Origin of the sequence: Nitrincola alkalisediminis, assembly GCF_009821115.1 — a bacterium.
GTDB classification, from domain to species: domain Bacteria; phylum Pseudomonadota; class Gammaproteobacteria; order Pseudomonadales; family Balneatricaceae; genus Nitrincola; species Nitrincola alkalisediminis.
On record NZ_VYTY01000005.1, the window covers coordinates 216,590 to 238,373 of the forward strand.

The window sequence follows — 21,784 nt, forward strand, 5'->3', positions numbered from 1 at the left end:
CCATGAGTCAGATAAAGCGATTTATTGCAGGTGCGGTGTGTCCACGCTGTGGAAAAATGGATTGTGTTCGAATGTACCGCGATGAAGAACGCGAGCATCGAGAGTGCATTGAGTGTGGATTTGCCGATTCGCTTCGTTTGGATGGGCGTCCTGAACCCTCTGAGCTGAATACTCGTGTGAATGGCGACACAAAAACGCCAGCGAGCATCAGGTCAGAGCCGGAAGTGAAAGCTCAGCCGATCAAGTTTTTTACGAAACCGAAAAAGGCGGCTGATGAGGGGAACAATCGTCATTAACGATTGTTTGACAGAGAGTGATGACTGGGGGGGCCGATTTGCCCCCTCTTTTTTGGAGCCTTTCTACCCAGTCACCTTCGTTAAAACCCCCAGCGGTTGTGTCGACATAATTGACGGTAGACCCAAAGTCCCGTCAGGGCGCGCGCGATAAATAGGCAGACTAGGGCTGACCATAAGCCATGATTGCCATAGCTTTGGGTTAGCCACCAAACGGGAAAAAATACAAAGAACACAGAGACCAGCATGGTATTTTGCATGGCTTTGGCTTGAGATGTACCAATAAAAATCCCATCCAGTAAAAACCCCCAAACCCCTACCAGTGGTAAGATGATCAGCCAAGGCAGATACAGGCTAGCAAGCTCACGTACGCTCGCAATATTGGTCAGTAAATGAATAATTGGAATGCCGAAGACACCAAATGCCAGTGTCAGCAGTACTGCACTTGCCAATGACCATAACGCGGTGGCTGTCACCAGTTGGTAAAATCGGATGGTATTTCGCTCACCTAAAATACGCCCAGAGAGTGCTTCAGTTGCATGCGCAAATCCATCTAATGCATTTGAAATGAGCATGAGAAAGGTCAGTAAGACGGCATTCGCGGCGAGGACATCGGCACCTTGTCGGGAACCCTGAGCGGTAAAAAAAGCAAAACACAGCAATAGACTCAGCGTCCGAATAAATAAATAACGATTAATCTTAAGTAGTTGTGTGTATTCCGCTAAATATCGAAGTTTGGCAAGGATAAAATGACCTGGTATTAAACGTAGATGCCGTCGGCAGAAAAACAAGCCAAGCAGCAAGCTAATGTATTCGGCAATCACAGTACCGAATGCCACACCTTCTGCCCTCATTGAAAAGCCTAAGACAAAGAGGAGGTTTAATAAAATATTAATGAGGTTGGTCAGCGTTAACAAAAGCAGAGGAATGCGAGTGTTTTGATTGCCAACAAACCAGCCCAGTAAAACATAATTGCACAAGACAGCAGGTGCTCCCCAAATCCGAATATTGGCATAGGCCCACGCTTGCTCTGTTACATCGGGACTGGCGGCGGCAAGTGTCAATGCAAGCTGGATTAATGGGGCTTGTAGCAACAGAATCGTACTTGCAATGGCCAAGGCTAAAATAAGCGATTGCGCCAGTGTAGTACGGTTTGATGAACCATCGTCACGTCCCACCGCCTGTGCAACCAAGCCCGTAGTACCCATGCGTAAAAAACCGAACGCCCAAAACAAGGTCGAAAACAGAACGCCAGCAACGGCAATTGCCGCTAAATAGCGAGGGTCTGGTAGGTGACCAAGTATTGCGGTATCTGCTAGACCCAGTAAAGGAACGGTCATGTTCGATAGCATTATTGGCCAGGCAAGTTGCCAAACTTGCTTGTTTAGCACTTTATCTGGCCAATACGGGTATGAGGTTTTCATGAAGATGAACGGCGAGCAGGTAAGGTGTATAGGATTAAAAAGACAAGTAAGGATGTGACGACAACCGAAGGACCTGCTGGCGTATCAAATGTCCAGGAAGCCCATATCCCGCCAGTGACCGATAGCATTCCTAAAGCGGAAGCAATACAAGCCATTTGTTCAGGCGTTGTGGATAACTTACGCGCCGCAGCGGCAGGAATGATCAATAAAGAGGTGATTAATAAAATACCCACCAGTTTCATTGCGACAGCAATCACGATGGCGATCATTAACATTAAGAGAAGCCGCACCCGTGTGACGGGGACGCCTTCAACTCTGGCTAGCTCTTCATTGATCGTAATTGCCAATAATGGATTCCATAATCGCCACAGGAGTATCAGAACAACACTCCCGCCACCATAGACCCAAAGCAGATCGGTAGGAGCAATGGCCAATAAATCACCAAATAAGTACTCCATCAAATCAATACGAATATGGTCGAGAAGGGATACAGCGACTAAGCCGATTGATAGAGCACTGTGCGCCATGATTCCCAGTAAGGTATCGGTTGCAACCCAGTGTTGCTTTTGTAACGCGACAAGTAGAATCGATAGCAATACGCAGCAGACCATAACCGCTAAATTAAGGTTAATACTGAACAAAAACCCTAACGCGACGCCCATCAACGCTGAGTGCGCTAAGGTGTCACCGAAATAGGCCATGCGTCGCCAGACAACAAACGCACCTAAGGGACCTGTAATGGCGGCAACACCAAGCCCACCGAATAGAGCCAGTAATAAAAAATCAGGCACGCGTTGTGACCTCTTTTTCGGATAATGAGGGATGATCAATAATCACTTCACCGTGCGTATCGTGACAATGATCATGTTGATGATTATACAGCGCAAATGCATCCGCTTGTGAGCGGCCAAACAGCTCAATAAATGAAGGATCATTGCTAACGCGTGCAGGGTGGCCTGAGCAGCAGACGTGCTGATTTAAGCAGATGACGTGATCCGTCGATGACATGACCAAATGCAAATCGTGAGAGATCATTAAAATACCGCATTTGCGTTGTTCGCGGATGGCTGTAATGAGCGCGTAAAGCTCGGTTTGTCCATTCACATCGACTCCTTGAACGGGCTCATCCAAGACCAGTAGTTTGGGATCACGTAACAATGCACGTGCCAGCATCACTCGTTGCGTTTCACCACCGGAGAGATCATGGAATGAGTGCATCAAGAGATGTTGTGCGCCCACCTGATCCAGGGTTTTTTCCAAGACAGCTGCTGATGCGTTTTGAGCCCCCAGGGTTAAAAAACGTTTAACGGTCAGCGGCATGGTTTTATCAATTTGTAGCTTTTGTGGCATGTAGCCGACTTTCAATCCAGGAGTACACCATAGATTTCCAGAGGTAGGCTTGATAAGACCGAGCACGACCCTAACCAGAGTGGTTTTACCTGCTCCGTTAGGCCCAATGAGCGTGGTAATACAGTTATCATGCAAGGATAAGGAAATGTTTTTAAGTGTTTCTTGGCGTCCGAAACGAACGCTGACCTGTTCAAGCCTAACCAAGTCAGGATGGATTGGCATTGTGTTCTTCACTCTTTTGATTGGCTAACTGGCATTCTGGACAGGTTCCCAGTATTTCAACGGTTTCTTGTTCAATTGAAAAACCGAGTTGTTGAGCGTGCGTTTCTAGCGCTAAGTTTACGTCAGATGATGTGATTTCATGGGCTTGTTGGCATTGTTTGCAGATAAAAAAATGGCCTGAGTGTGCCTTTTCAGGATGAGCACAGCCAACAAATGCATTCAATGATGCTAAACGATGCACGAGGCCCAGTTCTTGTAAAAACTCCAATGCGCGGTAGACGGTTGGCGGTGCCGAGTTAAAACCAGCATTGGCCAAGCTCGGTAAAAGATCGTAAGCCCCAAGGGGTTTGTGGCTTGACCAGATCATACGTAAGACTAACTCTCGGATGGGTGTGAGACGTTGCTGTCGATCTTTACAAATACGTTTTGCGGATGTCAGCGCATCGTCAATGCAGTGTTGATGATCATGATGGCAAATAAATGTCGGATTTTTTTTAGACATGGTCACCTAAGTTCCGATTAACAATGTTATAGTATAACTTTAAAAAAGTTTAATTGGGATCAAATACTATCATGCCAAAACTATTTCCTTGCGTCCGTATTTTACCCTTAGCCGCCGCATTGTTTTTTTCAGCATCCGTATCCGCTCAGTCGATTGTATCAAGTATCAAGCCAATACATTTGATCGCAACTGCGGTTACCGATGGAATTGTTGAGCCCGTTCAGCTTCTGCCTTCAAATGCATCTCCTCATACGTATGCGTTGAAGCCATCCGATATGCAAGTGTTGACACAAGCGGACGTGTTTTTTTGGATAGGGCCTGACATGGAGCAGTTTTTAACACGTCCTCTAGAAAGAACGTCCGCTCAGGTTGTCGCACTTTATCATTCAGATGACCACGACCACGATCATGATCATGATCATGCCAAGCACGAAGCGCATCACGGCCACGACCACGATCATGCCAAGCACGAAGCGCATCACGGCCACGACCACGATCATGCCAAGCACGAAGAACATCACGGCCACGACCACGATCATGCCAAGCACGAAGCGCATCACGGCCACGACCATGATCATGCTAAGCACGAAGAGCATCACGGCCACGACCATGATCATGCCAAGCATGAAGAACATCATGACCATGATCACGATGCACATATTTGGTTAGATCCAGTGAACGCAATCAAAATAGCACAAACGATGGTCAATGCTCTCGTGCCGATCATGCCTGATCACGAAGCGGCTTTAAAGGCGAACCTAGAACGCTTTTCTGCAGATGTTCGCCAGTTAGATGCCGAATTAAGTGCGACACTAACCCCTGTTAAAGATAAAGGGTTTTATGTTTTTCATGATGCCTATGGGCATTTTGTACATCACTATCAGTTAAATCAATTGGGCTATTTCACGGTTGATCCAGCGCGTCAGCCCGGAGCTCGTCATTTAACGGCCATTCGCAATCAACTTCAGGAAGGAGAAGTGGCTTGTGTGTTTAGTGAGCCTCAGTTTACCAGCGCAGTGGTAACCTCAATCACTCGTGGTCTTGATGTGGGTCATGCGGTTCTGGACCCTTTAGCAAGGGACATCACACCCTCAGCAACGGCGTATGTTGAGTATTTAAGAGGCCTCGCTGGGGCGTTTCATGAGTGTTTAGCACGCGGATAGCCGGACTCTGTGTATAAATATTCTCCAGTCGGGTCTTCCCAAGACGGGGTCGGGCGGATATAATTCGCCCCACTTTTGACGCAGATGTGGTGGAATTGGTAGACACGCTAGCTTCAGGTGCTAGTGCCTTCATCGGCGTGGGAGTTCGAGTCTCCCCATCTGCACCATCTACAATGGGTGCAAACACGGGTCAAAAGTCAAAATACTTGCAGATGTGGTGGAATTGGTAGACACGCTAGCTTCAGGTGCTAGTGCCTTCACCGGCGTGGGAGTTCGAGTCTCCCCATCTGCACCATTTTGAAGACATAACCCTTTCCTTGTTTTTCGAATATCTTCCTATCTTCCGCCAACAAATCCAAGTTGTCTCCAAGCTTCGAATACCACAATCGCGACGCAATTGGATAAATTCATACTACGGCTGCCCGCTAACATTGGTAAACGCAGAAGGTTTTCGGGCGTAAATTGATTTAAAATCTCCGCCGGTAGTCCTCGCGTCTCTGGGCCGAAAATAAAAAAATCGTCAGATTCAAATTGTGTCTCGGTGTAATTGTGTGTGCCCTTTGTGGATAAAGCAAAGAGGCGTTTAGGCTGAGCAACGTTCATGAAATGCTCGTAATTATCCCACAGTTGTATCTTTGCAAATTCATGATAGTCCAGACCCGCTCGGCGTAAGGATTTTTCGTCCATCGAGAAGCCAAGTGGTTGAATTAAGTGGAGTTGGCAGCCAGTGTTGGCACACAAACGAATAATATTACCCGTATTGGGTGGAATTTCAGGTTCAAAGAGAACGATGTTCATCATGCATTATGCGCTCTTGATTAATTGATCGGCGCTGACAGGTTTGCCAAATAAATAACCTTGGTAGGCTAGACAACCGTAACTGGCGAGCAGTGACCGTTGATCGTCGGTTTCGACCCCCTCAGCAATGACCGATAGACTCATGCTATTCGCTAAGGATACCACGGTTCTGGCAATATCTGAGTCTTGTAGGTTCGTTAACATGTCCTTGACGAAGGACTTATCGATTTTGAGTTGATCAATCGGTAGGCGTTTTAAATACATGAGGGATGAATAGCCAGTGCCAAAATCATCCAGTGAAAAGCTAATGCCAAGAGCTTGCAGCTGAACCATTTTATCCACCGTGTCTTCAATATCGACCAAGAGCATACTCTCGGTGATTTCAAGCTTCATACGCGTTGGGTTAATCTGATATTGTTCAACAATAGCAATGACTTGGCTGACAAACTCGGGTTGGTGGAGTTGCTTGGCACTGATATTGATAGCAAGGGTGAGGTGTTGAGTGGCGGGATTGAGTTGCCATTCCGCGAGTTGTTGACAAGCCGTATGCAGTACCCACTCTCCCAAGGGAAGAATAAGGCCTGTTTTCTCTGCCACAGGAATAAAGTCTACTGGGGATACGTTGCCGCGTTCTGGATGATGCCAGCGTAATAGGGCCTCGGCGCCGAGCATTTTTCCCAGATGATTAACTTGAATTTGATACGCGAGGGTAAATTCACCGCGTTGAATCCCCTGTCTAATGTCGTTGGCCAAACTGGCGTGCTCGTGGACACGTGCTTGCATATCGGGATTAAAGAAACGATGGGTGTTACGCCCTGCCGCTTTTGCCTGATACATGGCTAAATCGGCCTGTGCGAAGACATCATCAATCCCAGCATTTTCTTGATCAAACAAGGTGATACCAATGCTAAGCGTATTAAAGTGTTCAATGCCATCAAACCAGAAAGGCTGGGACAACTTACTGAGTATTTTCTGACTAACGAGGTCAGCCATATTGGAAGCCGAATCTCTGCAACTGCCCAACTCTTCCAGTAGAATAATAAACTCATCGCCGCCAATGCGGGAAACGGTGTCGGTTTTGCGTACGCAGTTAATTAAACGCTCAGACACCATTTTTAATAATTGATCTCCGGCATGATGTCCACGAGTGTCATTTAAGGTCTTGAAATCATCTAAATCAATATAGAGTAAGGCACCAATACAGTGTTTTCGTTGGCTGTTAAGCAGTGCCTGTTTCACTCGATCCATTAATAGCTGACGATTGGGCAAGTGGGTAAGCTGGTCGTAGAATGCCAGCTGTTTAATTCTATTTTCAGATTCCTTACGTTGAGTGATATCACTGAGGGTGATCACAAAATTTAAAACGCTTTGATCAGACTTGTTTTCAACCGCAGAGACGTTAATCCAGAGTAAATACTCTTCACCCTCTTTGCGAGTGCTCCAGATTTCGCCTTGCCAAGCTTTACCTTCGTTCATGGCTTCGATAAGTTGATCATAAACCGAGCTATAAACATGATAAGGGTAAATCACTTCGATCGATTGACCAATCACATCAGTCGCTTCAAACCCGGTGATCTGTGTAAAGGCCTGATTGACTCTCAGAATTGTTTTGTGTCGATCAGTGACGATCATCCCTTCTGAGGATTCAAAAACGGTTGCGGCGATGTGAAGGTCGGCAAACATATTGCGAATGGCAGAGCCGATCTTATTGTACTCGTAGATACCCGTGGACTTGAAGGTCAGTCCGTGACCTCCTCTTTGGATACGTTCTATGTAGGCAATAAGGTAGTTGATCGCACGCTGATTATTGGTTTGAAAGAGCCAGCCAGTCATGGTTAACAAGAAAATAAAGCCACCCGACAGCAGCATGAAGGACTCCCAGTACTCACGATCCGCGACTTGGAAGTGGCTTTTATCGACGGCTATATCAAGCCAAATGTCAGTGTCTACATTTTTTAAGTGAAGTTGGTCGTGAAAAAGATAGCAAGTATTATCAGTCCCTGTTTGATGATTTTCTTTGCGTGTTTCAATGATTGAAAATCGATTGGCTTTATCCACAGGGTTGCTCAGTAGATTGCGTTGCTGAGTACTTAAACTCAGAGACTTTGTCTGAGTTTGTTCGAGCAGGTATAACATAAGAGGATGACTGGCATGCAAGGCCAACCCTACATACATATAACCTTTTAAATCGATGGTCAATGGATCAAAAATAGGTGCCGCTTTGATGAGGACCGAAAATTCATCGTTTGGAATTAAGTGCCATTGGTGGGTATAGTGAATCGGCGATTTGAGTTGGTCGATGAAGGTTTCAAGGCGATACTTTGGATGGTTGGCGTTGAGTAAGACCTCTTGCTCAGTGCTGACCAGAAAAAAAATATCCAAGACACTACCTGTTTCTGAATCTTGGAATAGATGAGCCATATTGTCGATCATGGATTCGAAGGAGTGTGCATCCGCACTTTCAGACAGAATCGCTAAATTGGATGTTGTCCCCTTCAGGTAAGCATTCAATAAATCTAAGCGGTTGTTTAACGCGCTAGCGATTGAGCGATGTTTCTGCTCAAGACTTTTCTGAACCTCTTGTTCCAGTTGCTTTTCTGCCGTACGAAATGAGAACGCCGCAGAAAGACCAAACGCAAAAATACTGATCAGACCAAAAATTAACACTAAACGGGTTGAGTATCTGAGGTCATGATTTGTTGAGGGGTGATCTGCGTGTTTGATCGGTGTGCCACGTTGGCTCATAAAGAGAGCCTCTTGTTTGAAACAAGCCGGAGAGAAGAAAGAACTGAACAACGAGTTAGATGGAGTAAGTTCAAAACGTTGGTTTACCAATTGTGATGAATGAATCAGTACTCCTTTACCCTGCTTTTTTAAGGATATTAACCCATTTTGGCAGAATTAACAGCCCTTCCTACGTCGTTAGTTTGTTTTATACGTAAGTCGTAGTGCTAGCGTTCAAACACCTTTCAGTAGATTGAACGCTGTCTTGAAGTTTAGATAGGATTTATGACAATAACGCGTCAAGATTGGACAGAGTTGGCAGGCTGTTAATGGCCCCTTTTTGGGTAACCGTGAATGCTCCGCACGCATTCGCAAAGTTCAGCATGGGACTGAATGCAGTGGGTGTTTTAGTCAGCTTTAAAAACTCGCGGCGGTCTATGTTCGCTTTGGCGAGTGAATATAAAAAACCGCCCATAAAAGCATCGCCAGCGGCGGTACTGTCGACCATGCTCACTTTAGGCGGAGCAAGTTCTCCCTGAGCCGTAGCTGAGTAGAATTTAAGGGGGTGCCCGCCATCGGTGATGAGTACTAAGCTTGGACCTGATGCTAACAGCTCGTTGATAAACAGAGTTTCACTTTGCTGCCCACGCAGAAAATGTAATTCCTCCGCACAGAGCTTGATAACATCTGTGTTGGCTAAGCACTGCATGACGGCGCTACGGGTATCTTCACCTTCAGGCCACAGGTTATGGCGCAGATTGACATCAAAGCTGACGAGGTAGCCCGCTTGCTGCGCTTTTTGTATGCCAGCATACGTGGCTTGGCGAATATTGGCATGGGTCAAGGTGTTAGAGCAAAAATGGAAAATACCCGCATCTGTAAACCATGCGTCGGCAAAATCGGTTGCTTGAAAAAACAAGTCAGCAGAGGGGGAGCGATAGAACTCAAAACTTCGCTCGCCCTGAGCATCTAAAGATACAAACGCGAGTGCGGTCTTTGCCTCATGTGTTTGCAACATGTAATCGGTGTGAACGCCACAATCCGCTAGCGTTTTGACTAAAAAGTCACCGAACATATCGTGACCCACCTTCCCAGCAAAATAACTCTCACCACCGAGTTTGGCCACGGCGGCGGCAACGTTTGCGGGTGCTCCACCTGGAAATTTAATAAAGGCTTCATGGCCCGCGAAGTTTCCGGAATCGGTGTTGGTCGAGAGCATATCGATTAAAGCCTCTCCAAACGCTATCACTTTTAACATTAAGTGCTCCTCTGCGTATGATCATTCATTATTATTAGGACGCTCTGTTGGCAGCGTGTTGCACAGATTGGGATCTGGGACAAATAATCGGCTATTAAAACAGGTTCAAATAAATAGAAAATGAATCTAACCACAGATGTTTGTAACAATTGAAATACTTTTTTGCCTTGAATGTGCTATTACAGAAATAAAAATAAGAGGACACACCATGAGTGATCCATTACGACAGCGAGTCTTAGTCGTAGATGACGAAGCCCCAATGCGTGAATTGTTGCAGTCCCTGCTCGAAGAGAATGGCTACAGCGTGCTGCAAGCGGCCAATGGCCCTGAAATGCGACAAGCTTTAGTGGACAACCCCTGCTCTCTTATCATTCTTGATCTGCGTTTGCGCGGTGAAGACGGTATTCAATTGGCTAAAGAGGTTCGATCCAAATCGAGTATTCCCATCATGATGCTAACAGGCAAGGGCGATGAAACAGATCGTATTCTGGGTCTAGAGTTAGCCGCAGATGATTTTTTGATGAAGCCCTTTAATAATCGTGAACTCATCGCTCGAGTGCGCGCGATGCTGCGTCGCACGCTCGAGCTGAGTGCACCCATTGCGCGTCGAGACGATTTACACAGCCATGAGCGTGTATGTTTTGAGCATTGGGTGTTGGATCTGACCAGCCGACAGCTCTATCGACCTGACGGTCAGCAAGAGCTCCTGACACAAGGGGAATACGCGCTATTGGAGGTCTTTGTACGCGCACCGCAGCGAGCGTTTAGTCGCGACCAACTGTTGGAGGCGACACGCGGTTTTAACAGTGATGTGTTTGATCGAACAATCGATGTACTCATCCTGCGTCTACGACGAAAAATCGAGCCCAATCCAAGACAGCCGTCTTACATTAAGACAGAGCGAGGTGTCGGCTATATGTTTTGCGCCAGTGTGACACAATGCTAATGTCGCTGGCATCTTGGCGACGAGCGTCTCCCTTTCAAGGTTTAGGCGTGCGCTCTCGGCTGATGATTGCGTTTGTGATTTTAGCGAGCTCATCGACCTTGCTGGCATTGGTGGGTTGGACAGGGCTAAGTAATACAGACACGGCCTTCAAAGAGTTTGAACAGCAGGCATTGCCAACGATTCTTCAGTCCTTGGCCTTGGCCGAACGCACAGCAAATTTGGCCGCTGTCGCGCCCTATGTGGCCAATACCAGTAGCCCTTCTATGCTCAGTGAGCTCAATCGTTCGCTCGAAGAAAAAATTAACCAAGTGTTGGACTTATCTGTACAGATTCCTCAGTTAGAGGAAGCGGCACCCAATTTACAGCCCTTGTTAAATCAGCTTGAGTTGACCATCACGGAATTAATGGGTCTAACCCGAGCACACTTACTCTTGCGCGAGGATGTGCGCCAATACGAGTACAGCTTGAATCAGCTACGTGACGAACTGAAAGTGTTGAGTCAGTCCGCGTCAATTGAGCCTTTGTCTCTCACATTATTCGTGCTGTTTGACCAACTGAACCAAGCACTCTATCTTGATGATATTGAAGCAATTGAAGAGTTAGAGACGACCTTTTCAGCGCAGTTTTTTTCGTTTAAACACGACGATGTGCACCGTCCCCTCTCTACCCTAGTCTCTGATTTGAAAACCTTAGGGATCGCTGACTCAAATTTGTTCAGACAACGCATTGAACAGGTCGAGCTACAACAGCGTCGTGCCTTTTTGCTGGCGTCAACCCGAGCGATTTCCAATCAGTTAAGTCTTGAAGTGAAAGACTTTGTCGATCAAGTTCAGCAGCAGATTACGCACCAAAGTCAACGCATGGGATTGGCGGTGAACTCAGGTAAAACAGGGATTTTAATGATTGCTTTGCTGTGTTTTACCGCAGCGTTGGCTGGTATTTGGATTGTGCGTGAGCTCACTGAGAGTTTAGGGCGTGTGACGGCGGTTATGTCGCGCCTTGCGAAGGGTGACACTCTGTTGCCGACGCCAGCCATTGAACGTCGCGATGAAATGGGTGAGTTGGCGCGTGCTTTTGCTGTGTTTCGGGAAAATGCAGTCGCCATCGATAGCATGCGCCAAGATCTCCAGGAACAGTCACACCTGCTGGAAACAATTTTCAACCATATCAATGATGGCTTGAGCGTCTTTGATCAGCAAAACCGCTTAATTGCTTGGAATCCTCAATACGCTGCCATGCTAGACTTGTCAGAAGAAGAGTTGCATAAAGGCATGTCAATTGAAGAGGTTTATGCGCGTTTATCTGTCGAAGCTCAAGAAGGTTGGGCGCTGAATGGAATCATGCTGAATCGAGACGAAGTGAATCAATTGCGTCAACAAAGTACCCAGCGTTTTGAGCGCAATTTCCCAGGTGGGCGGGTGGTTGAATTTAGAAGCAATCCCATGCCCGAAGGTGGGTTTGTGACACTCTACTCCGATCTAACTGAGCGCAAAGCCATCGAGGCCCAGTTACGCCAATCTCAAAAAATGGAGGTTCTTGGCCAACTGACAGGAGGTGTTGCGCATGACTTTAACAATCTACTTGCCGCCATGTTTGGTAATCTCCAGTTATTAGGCGACCACTTGGCTGCAGACAGCCCTGCAGCTGTTTATGCGCACCGAGCCTTAGCGGCCGCAGATCGCGGGCGTCATTTGACCCAGCGACTCTTAGCTTTTTCTCGTAAGCAGTACCTACAGCCAGAAGTGGTTGATGTGAATGCCCTGATTGAGGGTATGCTCGATCTAATAGAGTACAGTGTTGGTGATGGCATTACTTTGCAGTTAGCATTGGAGGCTGATCCCGCTCTTGTGTCCGTTGATCCTAGCCAGCTCGAAAATGCCTTGCTTAATTTGTCGATTAACAGCAGTGCGGCCATGCAAGGGAGTGGGCAGCTCTGCTTTGAAACCACCTATGAGCCGCTGGCCATGCTGAATGGCGAGCGACAGGCGGTCATCCGCATTTGTGTTCGTGATACGGGGTGTGGTATTCCTGACGCCTTGATTCGACGCGTCTTTGAGCCCTTTTTTACCACCAAGGAGATAGGTGAAGGCAGTGGCTTAGGGTTAAGTATGGTCTATGGCTTTGTGAAGCAGTCTCAGGGCGATATCCAGATTCGCAGCCATGTAGGGCAAGGGACAGAGGTGGATGTTCTGCTGCCTTGCGAAATGGCGCTGCCCAATCCATCCACGGAGCCAGAGACGGTGAGCCCGTTAATGTTGGGGCAAGGTCAGAGAATACTCTTGGTTGAAGATGATCCGCAGGTAGGTCAAATGTCGCAAGATCTGCTGGAAGGTTTGGGCTATGGTGTTGTGCCTGTTACAGGCGCTGAGCAGGCCCTATCTGTACTCCAATCTGATCAGAGCGTGGCATTGGTTTTTTCGGATATCAATTTGGGTAGCCAATGGCATGGCCTTGCCTTGCAGCAACACTTAGCCCAGCTCTATCCAGAGCTTCCAGTGTTACTGACGTCGGGCTTACACCCATTTTTATTACAGCAACGCTATGGTTTAACCGAGGAGGTTGCGTTTATCGCAAAGCCATATTCTCGAGAAGCCTTAGCGGCTGCCATCACACAACTTATTTTCTGTGACCCTAAGGAGCATCATGAGCCGACTGAAAACTAGGCACTGCCCTTTTATCCTGAGTATATTCCTGCTGTCTATGACTTCTTGGGTACAGGCAGAAACATTGGATAGACTGGCGTACCTACGTTTGGGCATTTCGGTGTCAGATCTGGGTAATCCCTACTTTGCTGCATTGGCTCAAGGCGCAAAGCGGCAAGCACAGGCATTGGTTGAGAGCGATCAGGTTGAAACACTGCTCTATTCCAGTGCGTATGATGTTGAGCGTCAGACACAGCAAATAGAGTCCTTTATTGAGCAGTCTGTTGATATGATTTTAGTGTCCGCCGCTGTGTTTGACGCGTTTGAAGCGGTTATCGATCGCGCGCAGTCGCGAGGTATCCCGGTACTTGCCGTCGATGTTAAAGCCTTGGGGGCGGACGCGACGGTGACGACACACAATTATCAAGCAGGGCATCTTGCCTGTGATCAGTTAGCGCAGCATCTCAACTTTCAAGGAGACGTGGTGATACTCAACGGCCCACCCGTTTCGTCGATTATAGAACGTGTCGAGGGGTGTCAGCAGGCTTTAGCGCAGTACCCAGCCATTCGCCTGATTTCATCTGACTTAAACACGGGCGGCAGTCGTGAAGGCGGATTGGAAACCATGACCCATGTTCTGACCCGATATCCTGACATTCAAGGGGTCTTCAGCATTAATGATCCAGCCGCCCTTGGCGCCGAAATGGCAGGCCAGCAAGCGGGCAAACGTGATTTTGTGATTGCCAGTGTCGACGGTGCGCCCAGCTTTATCAGCCGCTTACAGGCGGATGACAGTTTATTGTTAGGAACAGCGACGCAATCCCCGGCCAAGATGGCAGAGCTTGCGGTGCAAATGGGCTATGATTTACTTCAAGGAAAAGCCCTTAACCTGCGGGAAGTGTTAATTCCCGCACGTTGGGTGAATGCTGCTAATCTCGATGCCGCTGAGGTTTGGTAGTGATCGTCGCGCTCAAGTGAGTACGGCGATCACTTCACAAAAACAGCTTATGCATTGGCGGTACAAGAGGGATGGTCTTCGGGGTTGAGCGCTCCGGTCATGATCGCCACGGCATCGGACATACTGTGGGTGTTAGGCTTAATAACCGCGATGCGTTTGCCAAGGCGATGAATATGGATGCGATCGGCCACTTCAAATACATGCGGCATGTTGTGGCTAATCAAAACCACCGATAGACCACGGTCCCTTACTTCTTTAATCAGATTGAGCACTTTGCGAGACTCTTTGACCCCCAAAGCGGCGGTAGGCTCATCCATAATCACTACATGGCGAGCAAATGCGGCTGAGCGTGCGACGGCGACGCCTTGGCGCTGCCCGCCCGACAGGGTTTCCACCGCTTGATTAATGTTTTGTATGGTCAGTAGCCCCAGCTCACTCAGCTTCGTCCGCGCTTCGTTATGCATGGCCTTTCGATCCAACATACGGAAAACGCTTCCCAGAATACCGGGACGACGTTTTTCTCGTCCAAGGAACAGGTTGTCGGCAATGTTGAGCGAGGGCGAAACTGCCAGGTTTTGATACACCGTTTCAATACCCGCGTTGCGGGCATCCATCGGGCTTTTAAACTCGACTCTTTCTCCATCAAGACGGATTTCACCAGCATCCGGAACCAAAGCACCCGATAGGGCTTTGATCAAGGATGATTTACCAGCACCGTTGTCACCGATCACGGCCAGAATTTCGCCGGGATAGAGATCAAAATCAGCGCCGTCTAGGGCGGTAACGTGGCCATAACGCTTGATGAGTTGAGTTGCTTGCAATACGGGTTGTTGAGCGCTGAGATTCGACATACTTATACCTTCCTGATCCATTGATCCATGCCGACGGCAACAATAATCAATAAGCCGATGGTGAATTCTTGCCAGAGCACATCGACACCGGCTAAGGCTAAGCCATTTCTAAACACCCCGACGATTAGCGCACCAATGAGAGTTCCGAAAATAGCACCTCGACCCCCAAACAAGCTGCAGCCGCCAATCACCACCGCCGTAATGCTGTCGAGGTTGGCCGTCATGCCCGCTTGTGGGCTGACCGAACCTATGCGGCCGATCAGAGCCCAAGCACCGATTGCGCAAATAACGCCAGCGACCACGTACACAGACAGAAGCACACGATCTGTGCGAATGCCAGCTAAACGCGCTGCCGCTGGATCATCGCCAGTGGCGTAGACATGTTTGCCCCAAGCCGTCCAATTGAGGGCATACCAAATGATGAAAAACAGCGCTAACATCAATAGCGAGCCGTAGGTGAGTTTGGCTCCAAAAAACTCCAGCGTCCGCCCTGTCCAGTGGAGCAACGGTGCCGCATTATCAATGGCCTGTGCGCGAATGGTTTCACTTTTGGAGTACCAAAGGTTCAAGGCAAAGAAGATATTCCAAGTTCCAAGGGTCACGATGAAAGGGGGCAGCTTAAAGCGCGTGACCAATTGCCCGTTAATAAATCCACACAGAGCTCCCGTTAACAGCCCTAAACCTAAAGCTGCAGAGGGCGGTAGGCCAACTTCCACGGCCATGCGACCCATGACCACGGAGGTTAACACCATAATGGCACCCACGGATAAGTCGATGCCTGCCGTCAGTATGATCAAGGTTTGAGCAATACCCAAAATACCAATGATAGTGACCTGTTGTAGGATCAAGGACATATTAAACGGCTGTAAAAATCGCTCTCCTACAATTAGAGTAAAGGCACCTATGGCCAGAAGTAGCACAATAGACGGTGCCGCCGTTGGGTTGCTGTGAAAGAAACGATGCGCTTTTTCAGCTAGGGTTGGTTGCGGTAAATTAAATTCTGCAACAGCACCGGATGCCGCATCGGCAATGCGCTCATGGGCGGCAGGTTGTTGCGTTGAGAGTATTTGACTTTCTGACATGACGGACTCCACTGACACTTACGAGGGGTAGAGGCGCATCGCGCTCTACCCTGATACAGGCTTGGTTTAGCCCCAGCAAAGCTCAAGGCCTTCAGCAGAGTGTTTCGAATCCAGCCCTTCTTGTGGCTGGTCGGTAATCAACTCCACCCCTGTGTTCACGAAGTCCAGCCCTTCAGAGGCTTGTGGCTTTTGTCCGGTCTTGGCAAACTCAATAACGGCATCAACACCCATTGACGCCATTTGCAAAGGAAATTGCATCGAGGTGGCACCGATGACGTTATCACGCACGTTTTCCACGCCTGGGCAGCCACCATCAACCGACACGATTAAAACATCCTTCTCACGGCCTACGGCCCGCAAGGCTTCATAGGCACCCGCTGCAGCGGGTTCATTGATGGTGTAAACCACATTAATGCTTGGGTCACGCTGGAGTAAGTTTTCCATGGCACGACGTCCGCCTTCTTCCGCACCACTGGTGACATCTTGACCAGCAATGCGTGGATCTTTCTCGTCACCGATGCGGTTAGGATCATTGACATCTATGCCAAAGCCTTCCATAAAGCCTTGATTGCGCGCGACATCAACCGTAATCATGCTGCTATTCAGGTTTAGCATCGCAATCCGCGCATCAGCGGCTTTATCGCCCAGTGTTTGAGCCGCCCACTGCCCTATCAATACACCGGCTTTGTAATTATCGGTTGCGAAGGTTGCATCGGCGGCGTCAGCAGGGCTCAGCGGTGTGTCCAATGCAATGACCAACAGGCCTGCTGCCCGAGCACGATCAATGGCTGGAACAACCGCGACTGGGTCACTTGGAGCAATTAAGATGCCTTTAGCACCCGCAGCGATCAGGTTCTCAATGGCTTGAACTTGAGATTCGTTATCGCCATCAAAACGCCCCGAGAAGGTACGCAGTTCAACGCCCGTTTCATCAGCTCGCTGTTGAGCGCCTTCACGCATTTTGACAAAGAAAGGGTTGGTGTTGGTTTTGGTAATTAAGCCAACGATTGGGGCTTTATCCGCAAAGGCCAGCGGTGAGAGTAATGCGGTTGAAACAGCCAGTGCTAATAGCCCGGATTTAAGGTTCATGGTAACGCTCCTATTCTTATTTTTTTCAAATGAATCACGTTATTGGGAGCGATCCTTTGAAAAGATCGGCTCTTAGGAGCGATTAAAAAGGACTAAAGTGAATAGAAAATGTTACCGGAAACGTTTTTTTGTAATATTTGAAATACGACTGAACATTGTTGAGGTGTTTGTGGGAGGTAATAAGCGTTGCCCCCTCTCACATAGAGGGAGCCGCCCAGTTAAGGGTTAGGTTAAACGTGAGGTTAACCATTGTCCAATCCGCTTAACCTGCTCCAAACACAGTGAGTGCTCCATAGGAAAGGTTTCATACTCGACAGTAAAGCCTTGATCTGTGAGAAGGGTTTTGGCTTGTTGTCCTAGTGCTTCAGGGACAACATCATCGTAAAGACCGTGTTGAATTAAGATTGGTAAAGCCTGATTTTGGCGGGTAAAGTCGGTGTGTTTTGGTGTTGCAAAGTAGGTTGAGAGCGCTAGGAGACCCGCTAGAGGATAGTGGGTATTTAAGGCTGTGTGATACACAACGGCTCCGCCTTGCGAAAAGCCCGCCAGAATAATGTTGTGGCTTGGGATGCCTCGTTGAATCTCTCGCTCGATTAGCCTCTCGATGGCTTGGGCAGAATCTTTCAGTTGCTGAATGTCGACCTTGCGTTCAATATTAATATCGAGAATATCGTACCATGCAGGCATGATCATTCCACCGTTGATGGTCACAGGGATCGTCGGCGCATGGGGGAAGATAAAGCGGACACTATGATTGCTGGGCAAGCCCAGCTCTGGCAGTATGGGTTCAAAATCATGTCCGTTGGCACCTAATCCGTGCAGCCATATAACACAATAGCGTGCAGGCATGACGGGTTCGATTTCTAGGTAGTCTAAATCACTCATGGTTGTGTATCCTAATGCTATCGGTTGTGTGGGCTTAAAATCAAACGCTTGTTAAAAAATATCTGAATTTATTGGAAATGCGTTTATAATCGCTGAAATCGTGACTGCCCTCTTGGAATGAAGCGCTGACAAGAGGATCTTAAATGGATAATCTACAAATAAAAATAGTAGGCAGGGTGCCAACGTTTGCGAAAAGAATTCGAAGTCGAAAGCCACAAGCTCGCTAACTCCATAGATGACGCTCGCAAGCGCTCTATTTTGTTATTCGTTAGCTATATTACTGGCAGCGTTATGCTGGTGTATGGCATTTTGCATCTTTTTAATCACAATCACCTGCTTCTGTTAATTTTATTTGGGTGTAGTGCGGTTTTTTATGGAAATGTGCTTTTTTATCATCTTACACGTCGTTTAAATGAGGCGTGTGAGTTTGAAAGTATTTTAGTCGGAACATTTGTGTTGGCTTTGGTGTATCAAGGCGGCCATGAAAACACAGCGCTGTATTGGGTATTTCCATTTCCTGCCATTTTGTTTGGGTTGCTTGGGGTTCGCAAAGCCCTAGTCATGAACATAATCCTGCTCATACTGTTATCGGTCATGCTGTATGTGCCTGGATTTATCGAAGCACAGTATGCAGATGCAGAGAAAAGTCGTTTTTTGGTGTCTCTATCGTTGGTCATCATCGTTAGCTTGATTAATGATTTCTTTAGAGAGCGTAGCCATATGGCGATGTCTCAAGTTCAGCAGAGTCGAGAAAAGCAGGCGAACACAGATGTTCTAACACGCTTGGTCAATCGTCGGTTTATTACCGTGAGTCTTCCAAAATACCTTAATCAAAACCCCGAGAACTTTTTACCTCTAGCGGTCATCATGTGCGACCTCGATCATTTCAAAAAATTGAACGATAGCTATGGGCATGAGTGTGGTGACTTAGCGTTAAAGCATGTGGCTCAGTTGTTTTTGGATCATTTACGACAACAAGATATTGCCTGCCGCAGTGGGGGTGAAGAGTTTTTATTCTTATTGCCGTTATGTGGCGTGATGGATGCGCTGCACGTTGCTGAAAAAATCAGAGCCGCCTTAGTCGAGACAGAGTTTAGCTATCAAGGGCAGCCGATCCCTTTGACGGCGAGTTTTGGTGTCAGTTTGTGTAAAGTGTCGAATGGCCTGGACGAGGCTATAAAGGTTGCAGATTTGAAAATGTATGAAGCGAAACAGGCAGGACGCAACTGTGTTCGTTAATCTCAGAAGTGTATAGGCAATCTGAGTTATGGTGTGATGTATATGGCAGCAAAAACTCAGTTAAATTGAGACGGTCTTATCCAGAATGCTATCTTGGTTCGGATTTATAAACGATCAGAGTATTTTTTCTAAAGAAGAGTTTCTAGGAGATGTAAAGCGGTTGGTTAGGGTTTGCACCATCTTCAACACTCTGTTTGAAAATGGTGCCCGGAGGCGGAATCGAACCACCGACACGAGGATTTTCAATCCTCTGCTCTACCGACTGAGCTATCCGGGCTAACCGAGGCGCGTATTAAATAAAATTTGACGGCCTCCGTCAACACCTTTTTTTAAAAAAGATGAAAAAAATGTAAAAAAAGTGATTTATAGGCAAAATTGGTTATTTTTTAATCGGTTGCTGTTGGGTCAAGCAATGGATATTCCCCCCACCCAGCAATAATTCCCGGCCAGGAATTTGAACAATTTTATGTTCAGGGCAGAGTTTGCTGAGTAGATCGGCTGCAATCTTATCCATTGGGTCGTCAAACGCAGGCATAACGATACCACCATTGCAGAATAAAAAATTGACGTAACTGGCGGCTAAACGATTTCCCCCTTGCCGAGGCTGAGAGCCCGCTTGAACCATCACACCTGCCGCTTCTTCATCGGTCATGTACAGAGGTCCGGGCACGGGGATCTTATGAATCTTCAGTGCTCGGCCCTTTGCGTCTGTTTGCTGACTTAGATACTCAAATGCGGCCATAGAGGCGGCGTATTGAGGGTCTTGTTGATCGTCTGTCCACGCGAGGAGCACTTCTGCGGGTGCAATAAAGCAGGCCATATTATCGACGTGTTCATCGGTTTCATCTTCAACAATCCCTTTCGGAATCCAAAGCACTTTTTCGATGCCAAGATACTCACGTAACTTGTCTTCTATGTCGCTGCGGCTGAGGTGAGGGTTACGATTGGGGTTCAGTAAGCAGGTCTCTGTGGTTAACAGGGTACCTTCACCGTCGACATGAATGGCACCACCCTCCAAAATGAAATCCGCACGATAACGCGCTAGTTTTTCGATTTGCAGGATTTTTTGGGCAACCTGATCATCTAGTGCCCATGAGTCGTAAAGCCCGCCATTCAGTCCTCCCCAAGCGTTAAAGATCCAGTCTACGCCTCTGACCTCGCCAGCGGAGTTACGAATAAACGTAGGACCAGTGTCCCTAACCCATGCATCGTCACTGGAGAGTTCGATGATTCGAACATTGGTTTCATTCTCGAACAGTGAGTAGACGTGTTCGTAAGACTTGGCGCTGACACCTAAAGAGACAGGCTCAAACTCTGCGATACTTTTCACCAGCGTGACGAATGCGGTTTGTGCAGGTTGAGCCTGCTCGCGCCAATTATCGGGTCTTTCCGGCCAGATGAGCCAGGTCTGCTCGTGAGGTGTCCATTCCGCTGGCATACAGAAACCATCTTGCTTGGGTGTCTTTAACAAAGTGAGGGTACCCATCAACGTGTGACTCCATCTTTGGTCAGAATTGGTGAAAATAAATCTATCCGTCTATCACGGAAAATACCCCAAGAGTGACGTTTATGTGCGATCGCATCGAGATCAAATGTATGGGTGATAATACCTGTTTCCGTCCGATCCAGTTCAGCGACTTTGGCGCCCGTTTCATCGGCAATAAACGATGAGCCATAGAAGGTAATCGCTGAATCACCCTCTGTCTCACGGCCAACGCGGTTGCTGGCGATGAGCGGTGTTAGGTTGGCACCAGCATGGCCACATTGCACACGTTGCCAATGATCGCGTGAATCCAAACCGCTGTCTTGGGGTTCGCTTCCGATGGCCGTCGGATACAAGAGCAATTCGGCACCCATTAATGCCATGGCACGTGCACATTCGGGGTACCATTGATCCCAGCAAATACCCACGCCGATGGTGGCATAGGCGGTCTTCCATACTTTGAAGCCAGTGTCACCTGGAGTGAAGTAGAATTTCTCTGAATAGCCCGGTCCATCAGGTATGTGGCTTTTTCGATATAGGCCTAAGTTGCGTCCATCGGCATCAATGATCGCAATGCTATTGTAAAAAGCATTATTGTGGCGCTCGTAAAAACTGACAGGTAACACCACCTTCAGCTCTGCGGCTAAGGCTTGAAAGTGTTTGACGGCAGGGTTGTCCTCTACTGGCGTGGCAAAGGTTAAATAGTCATAGCGCTGTTTTTGACAAAAATAACAGCGTTCAAACAGTTCTTGCAGCAAAATGATCTGCGCCCCTTTGGCATGCGCGGCACGAACCAGTTGCTCAGCTTGATTGATGTTGTCTTGTACGTGCCAATCACAACCCATTTGTGTGGCAGCAACGGTCACATTTCGCAT

At 47.8% G+C, this 21,784-nt stretch carries 19 protein-coding genes and 3 tRNA genes; 8 read left to right on the forward strand and 14 right to left on the reverse strand.

Translation table 11 applies throughout. The features are described 5' to 3' along the window. Nucleotides 1-2: 2 nt before the first annotated feature. Nucleotides 3-296 (forward strand): YheV family putative zinc ribbon protein, encoded by a 294-nt coding sequence (locus tag F5971_RS10025; protein ID WP_036512699.1) that lies wholly within the window; start codon nt 3-5, stop codon nt 294-296. Nucleotides 297-376: 80 nt separating this feature from the next. Here F5971_RS10025 and F5971_RS10030 read toward each other — a convergent pair whose 3' ends face one another. Genes F5971_RS10030 through F5971_RS10045 form a run of 4 tightly spaced genes read right to left on the reverse strand, consistent with a single transcriptional unit; the run spans nt 377 to nt 3,791 of the window. Then, nucleotides 377-1,717, reverse strand: coding sequence for an MATE family efflux transporter (locus tag F5971_RS10030; RefSeq protein WP_193494885.1), 1,341 nt, complete (start codon nt 1,715-1,717; stop codon nt 377-379). Beyond that, nucleotides 1,714-2,508 carry a zinc ABC transporter permease subunit ZnuB gene (gene znuB, locus F5971_RS10035; RefSeq protein WP_193494886.1) on the reverse strand — a complete coding sequence of 265 codons (795 nt, stop codon included), beginning with the start codon at nt 2,506-2,508 and terminating at the stop codon, nt 1,714-1,716. The genes F5971_RS10030 and znuB overlap by 4 nt, the downstream gene beginning before the upstream one ends. Continuing rightward, complete coding sequence (gene znuC, locus F5971_RS10040) at nt 2,501-3,289, reverse strand: zinc ABC transporter ATP-binding protein ZnuC (protein WP_223116308.1); 789 nt, start codon at nt 3,287-3,289, stop codon at nt 2,501-2,503. The genes znuB and znuC overlap by 8 nt, the downstream gene beginning before the upstream one ends. Next, nucleotides 3,273-3,791: a Fur family transcriptional regulator gene (locus F5971_RS10045; RefSeq protein WP_193494887.1), complete on the reverse strand. Its 519-nt coding sequence runs from the start codon at nt 3,789-3,791 to the stop codon at nt 3,273-3,275. The genes znuC and F5971_RS10045 overlap by 17 nt, the downstream gene beginning before the upstream one ends. A 71-nt stretch (nt 3,792-3,862) precedes the next feature. Between F5971_RS10045 and F5971_RS10050 the strand changes: the two genes are divergently transcribed. From F5971_RS10050 to F5971_RS10060, 3 genes are all read left to right on the forward strand, one after another. Beyond that, on the forward strand, nt 3,863-4,954 hold the full coding sequence (locus tag F5971_RS10050) for a zinc ABC transporter substrate-binding protein (RefSeq protein WP_193494888.1): 1,092 nt from the start codon (nt 3,863-3,865) through the stop codon (nt 4,952-4,954). 80 nt (nt 4,955-5,034) lie between these two features. Next, a tRNA-Leu gene (locus F5971_RS10055) sits at nt 5,035-5,121 on the forward strand. 41 nt (nt 5,122-5,162) lie between these two features. Next, nucleotides 5,163-5,249: transfer RNA gene (locus tag F5971_RS10060), tRNA-Leu, on the forward strand. A 41-nt stretch (nt 5,250-5,290) separates the two neighbouring features. Here the strand turns inward: F5971_RS10060 and trmL are convergent. The 3 genes from trmL to F5971_RS10075 form a co-directional block, all read right to left on the reverse strand. Next, nucleotides 5,291-5,755, reverse strand: coding sequence for a tRNA (uridine(34)/cytosine(34)/5-carboxymethylaminomethyluridine(34)-2'-O)-methyltransferase TrmL (gene trmL / locus F5971_RS10065; protein ID WP_036514332.1), 465 nt, complete (start codon nt 5,753-5,755; stop codon nt 5,291-5,293). Nucleotides 5,756-5,758: 3 nt separating this feature from the next. Next, entirely contained in the window at nt 5,759-8,497 is a 2,739-nt protein-coding gene (locus tag F5971_RS10070; RefSeq protein ID WP_051514653.1) for an EAL domain-containing protein, read from the reverse strand. Nucleotides 8,498-8,759: 262 nt separating this feature from the next. Then, nucleotides 8,760-9,734, reverse strand: coding sequence for a carbohydrate kinase family protein (locus F5971_RS10075; protein WP_193494889.1), 975 nt, complete (start codon nt 9,732-9,734; stop codon nt 8,760-8,762). Between the two features lie 208 nt (nt 9,735-9,942). Between F5971_RS10075 and F5971_RS10080 the strand changes: the two genes are divergently transcribed. From F5971_RS10080 to F5971_RS10090, 3 genes are read left to right on the forward strand one after another with little or no spacing between them, the layout of a single operon-like run. Beyond that, on the forward strand, nt 9,943-10,680 hold the full coding sequence (locus tag F5971_RS10080; RefSeq protein ID WP_193494890.1) for a response regulator: 738 nt from the start codon (nt 9,943-9,945) through the stop codon (nt 10,678-10,680). Continuing rightward, nucleotides 10,674-13,343, forward strand: coding sequence for a PAS-domain containing protein (locus tag F5971_RS10085; protein WP_051514654.1), 2,670 nt, complete (start codon nt 10,674-10,676; stop codon nt 13,341-13,343). Before F5971_RS10080 ends, F5971_RS10085 begins: the two co-directional genes overlap by 7 nt. Next, complete coding sequence (locus tag F5971_RS10090) at nt 13,324-14,280, forward strand: substrate-binding domain-containing protein (RefSeq protein WP_193494892.1); 957 nt, start codon at nt 13,324-13,326, stop codon at nt 14,278-14,280. Before F5971_RS10085 ends, F5971_RS10090 begins: the two co-directional genes overlap by 20 nt. A 47-nt stretch (nt 14,281-14,327) precedes the next feature. Here F5971_RS10090 and F5971_RS10095 read toward each other — a convergent pair whose 3' ends face one another. The 4 genes from F5971_RS10095 to F5971_RS10110 all read right to left on the reverse strand — a co-directional run bounded on the left by F5971_RS10095 (nt 14,328) and on the right by F5971_RS10110 (nt 18,187). Next, complete coding sequence (locus tag F5971_RS10095; protein WP_036514344.1) at nt 14,328-15,131, reverse strand: ATP-binding cassette domain-containing protein; 804 nt, start codon at nt 15,129-15,131, stop codon at nt 14,328-14,330. A gap of 2 nt (nt 15,132-15,133) precedes the next feature. Next, complete coding sequence (locus F5971_RS10100; protein ID WP_193494893.1) at nt 15,134-16,213, reverse strand: ABC transporter permease; 1,080 nt, start codon at nt 16,211-16,213, stop codon at nt 15,134-15,136. 66 nt (nt 16,214-16,279) lie between these two features. Then, nucleotides 16,280-17,302: a sugar ABC transporter substrate-binding protein gene (locus F5971_RS10105; RefSeq protein ID WP_193494894.1), complete on the reverse strand. Its 1,023-nt coding sequence runs from the start codon at nt 17,300-17,302 to the stop codon at nt 16,280-16,282. Nucleotides 17,303-17,527: 225 nt separating this feature from the next. Further along, nucleotides 17,528-18,187, reverse strand: coding sequence for an alpha/beta hydrolase (locus tag F5971_RS10110; RefSeq protein WP_193494895.1), 660 nt, complete (start codon nt 18,185-18,187; stop codon nt 17,528-17,530). 186 nt (nt 18,188-18,373) lie between these two features. Between F5971_RS10110 and F5971_RS10115 the strand changes: the two genes are divergently transcribed. Next, nucleotides 18,374-19,426: a GGDEF domain-containing protein gene (locus tag F5971_RS10115; RefSeq protein WP_051514657.1), complete on the forward strand. Its 1,053-nt coding sequence runs from the start codon at nt 18,374-18,376 to the stop codon at nt 19,424-19,426. Nucleotides 19,427-19,627: 201 nt separating this feature from the next. On the opposite strand, the gene F5971_RS10120 is transcribed toward F5971_RS10115, so the two are convergent. From F5971_RS10120 to aguB, 3 genes are all read right to left on the reverse strand, one after another. Beyond that, nucleotides 19,628-19,703 (reverse strand) — tRNA-Phe (locus tag F5971_RS10120). Between the two features lie 102 nt (nt 19,704-19,805). After that, nucleotides 19,806-20,912 carry an agmatine deiminase gene (gene aguA / locus F5971_RS10125; RefSeq protein ID WP_193494896.1) on the reverse strand — a complete coding sequence of 369 codons (1,107 nt, stop codon included), beginning with the start codon at nt 20,910-20,912 and terminating at the stop codon, nt 19,806-19,808. Further along, entirely contained in the window at nt 20,912-21,784 is an 873-nt protein-coding gene (aguB, locus tag F5971_RS10130; RefSeq protein ID WP_193494897.1) for an N-carbamoylputrescine amidase, read from the reverse strand. Before aguB ends, aguA begins: the two co-directional genes overlap by 1 nt.

What these genes read in the sequence shown, in the direction of transcription:
- F5971_RS10025 (WP_036512699.1), top strand. Translation starts at nt 3, where the DNA reads ATGAGTCAGATAAAGCGATTTATTGCAGGTGCGGTGTGTCCACGCTGT.
- F5971_RS10030 (WP_193494885.1), bottom strand. Translation starts at nt 1,717, where the DNA reads ATGAAAACCTCATACCCGTATTGGCCAGATAAAGTGCTAAACAAGCAA.
- znuC (WP_223116308.1), bottom strand. Translation starts at nt 3,289, where the DNA reads ATGCCAATCCATCCTGACTTGGTTAGGCTTGAACAGGTCAGCGTTCGT.
- F5971_RS10045 (WP_193494887.1), bottom strand. Translation starts at nt 3,791, where the DNA reads ATGTCTAAAAAAAATCCGACATTTATTTGCCATCATGATCATCAACAC.
- F5971_RS10050 (WP_193494888.1), top strand. Translation starts at nt 3,863, where the DNA reads ATGCCAAAACTATTTCCTTGCGTCCGTATTTTACCCTTAGCCGCCGCA.
- trmL (WP_036514332.1), bottom strand. Translation starts at nt 5,755, where the DNA reads ATGATGAACATCGTTCTCTTTGAACCTGAAATTCCACCCAATACGGGT.
- F5971_RS10070 (WP_051514653.1), bottom strand. Translation starts at nt 8,497, where the DNA reads ATGAGCCAACGTGGCACACCGATCAAACACGCAGATCACCCCTCAACA.
- F5971_RS10075 (WP_193494889.1), bottom strand. Translation starts at nt 9,734, where the DNA reads ATGTTAAAAGTGATAGCGTTTGGAGAGGCTTTAATCGATATGCTCTCG.
- F5971_RS10080 (WP_193494890.1), top strand. Translation starts at nt 9,943, where the DNA reads ATGAGTGATCCATTACGACAGCGAGTCTTAGTCGTAGATGACGAAGCC.
- F5971_RS10085 (WP_051514654.1), top strand. Translation starts at nt 10,674, where the DNA reads ATGCTAATGTCGCTGGCATCTTGGCGACGAGCGTCTCCCTTTCAAGGT.
- F5971_RS10090 (WP_193494892.1), top strand. Translation starts at nt 13,324, where the DNA reads ATGAGCCGACTGAAAACTAGGCACTGCCCTTTTATCCTGAGTATATTC.
- F5971_RS10095 (WP_036514344.1), bottom strand. Translation starts at nt 15,131, where the DNA reads ATGTCGAATCTCAGCGCTCAACAACCCGTATTGCAAGCAACTCAACTC.
- F5971_RS10100 (WP_193494893.1), bottom strand. Translation starts at nt 16,213, where the DNA reads ATGTCAGAAAGTCAAATACTCTCAACGCAACAACCTGCCGCCCATGAG.
- F5971_RS10105 (WP_193494894.1), bottom strand. Translation starts at nt 17,302, where the DNA reads ATGAACCTTAAATCCGGGCTATTAGCACTGGCTGTTTCAACCGCATTA.
- F5971_RS10110 (WP_193494895.1), bottom strand. Translation starts at nt 18,187, where the DNA reads ATGAGTGATTTAGACTACCTAGAAATCGAACCCGTCATGCCTGCACGC.
- aguA (WP_193494896.1), bottom strand. Translation starts at nt 20,912, where the DNA reads ATGGGTACCCTCACTTTGTTAAAGACACCCAAGCAAGATGGTTTCTGT.
- aguB (WP_193494897.1), bottom strand. Translation starts at nt 21,784, where the DNA reads ATGCGAAATGTGACCGTTGCTGCCACACAAATGGGTTGTGATTGGCAC.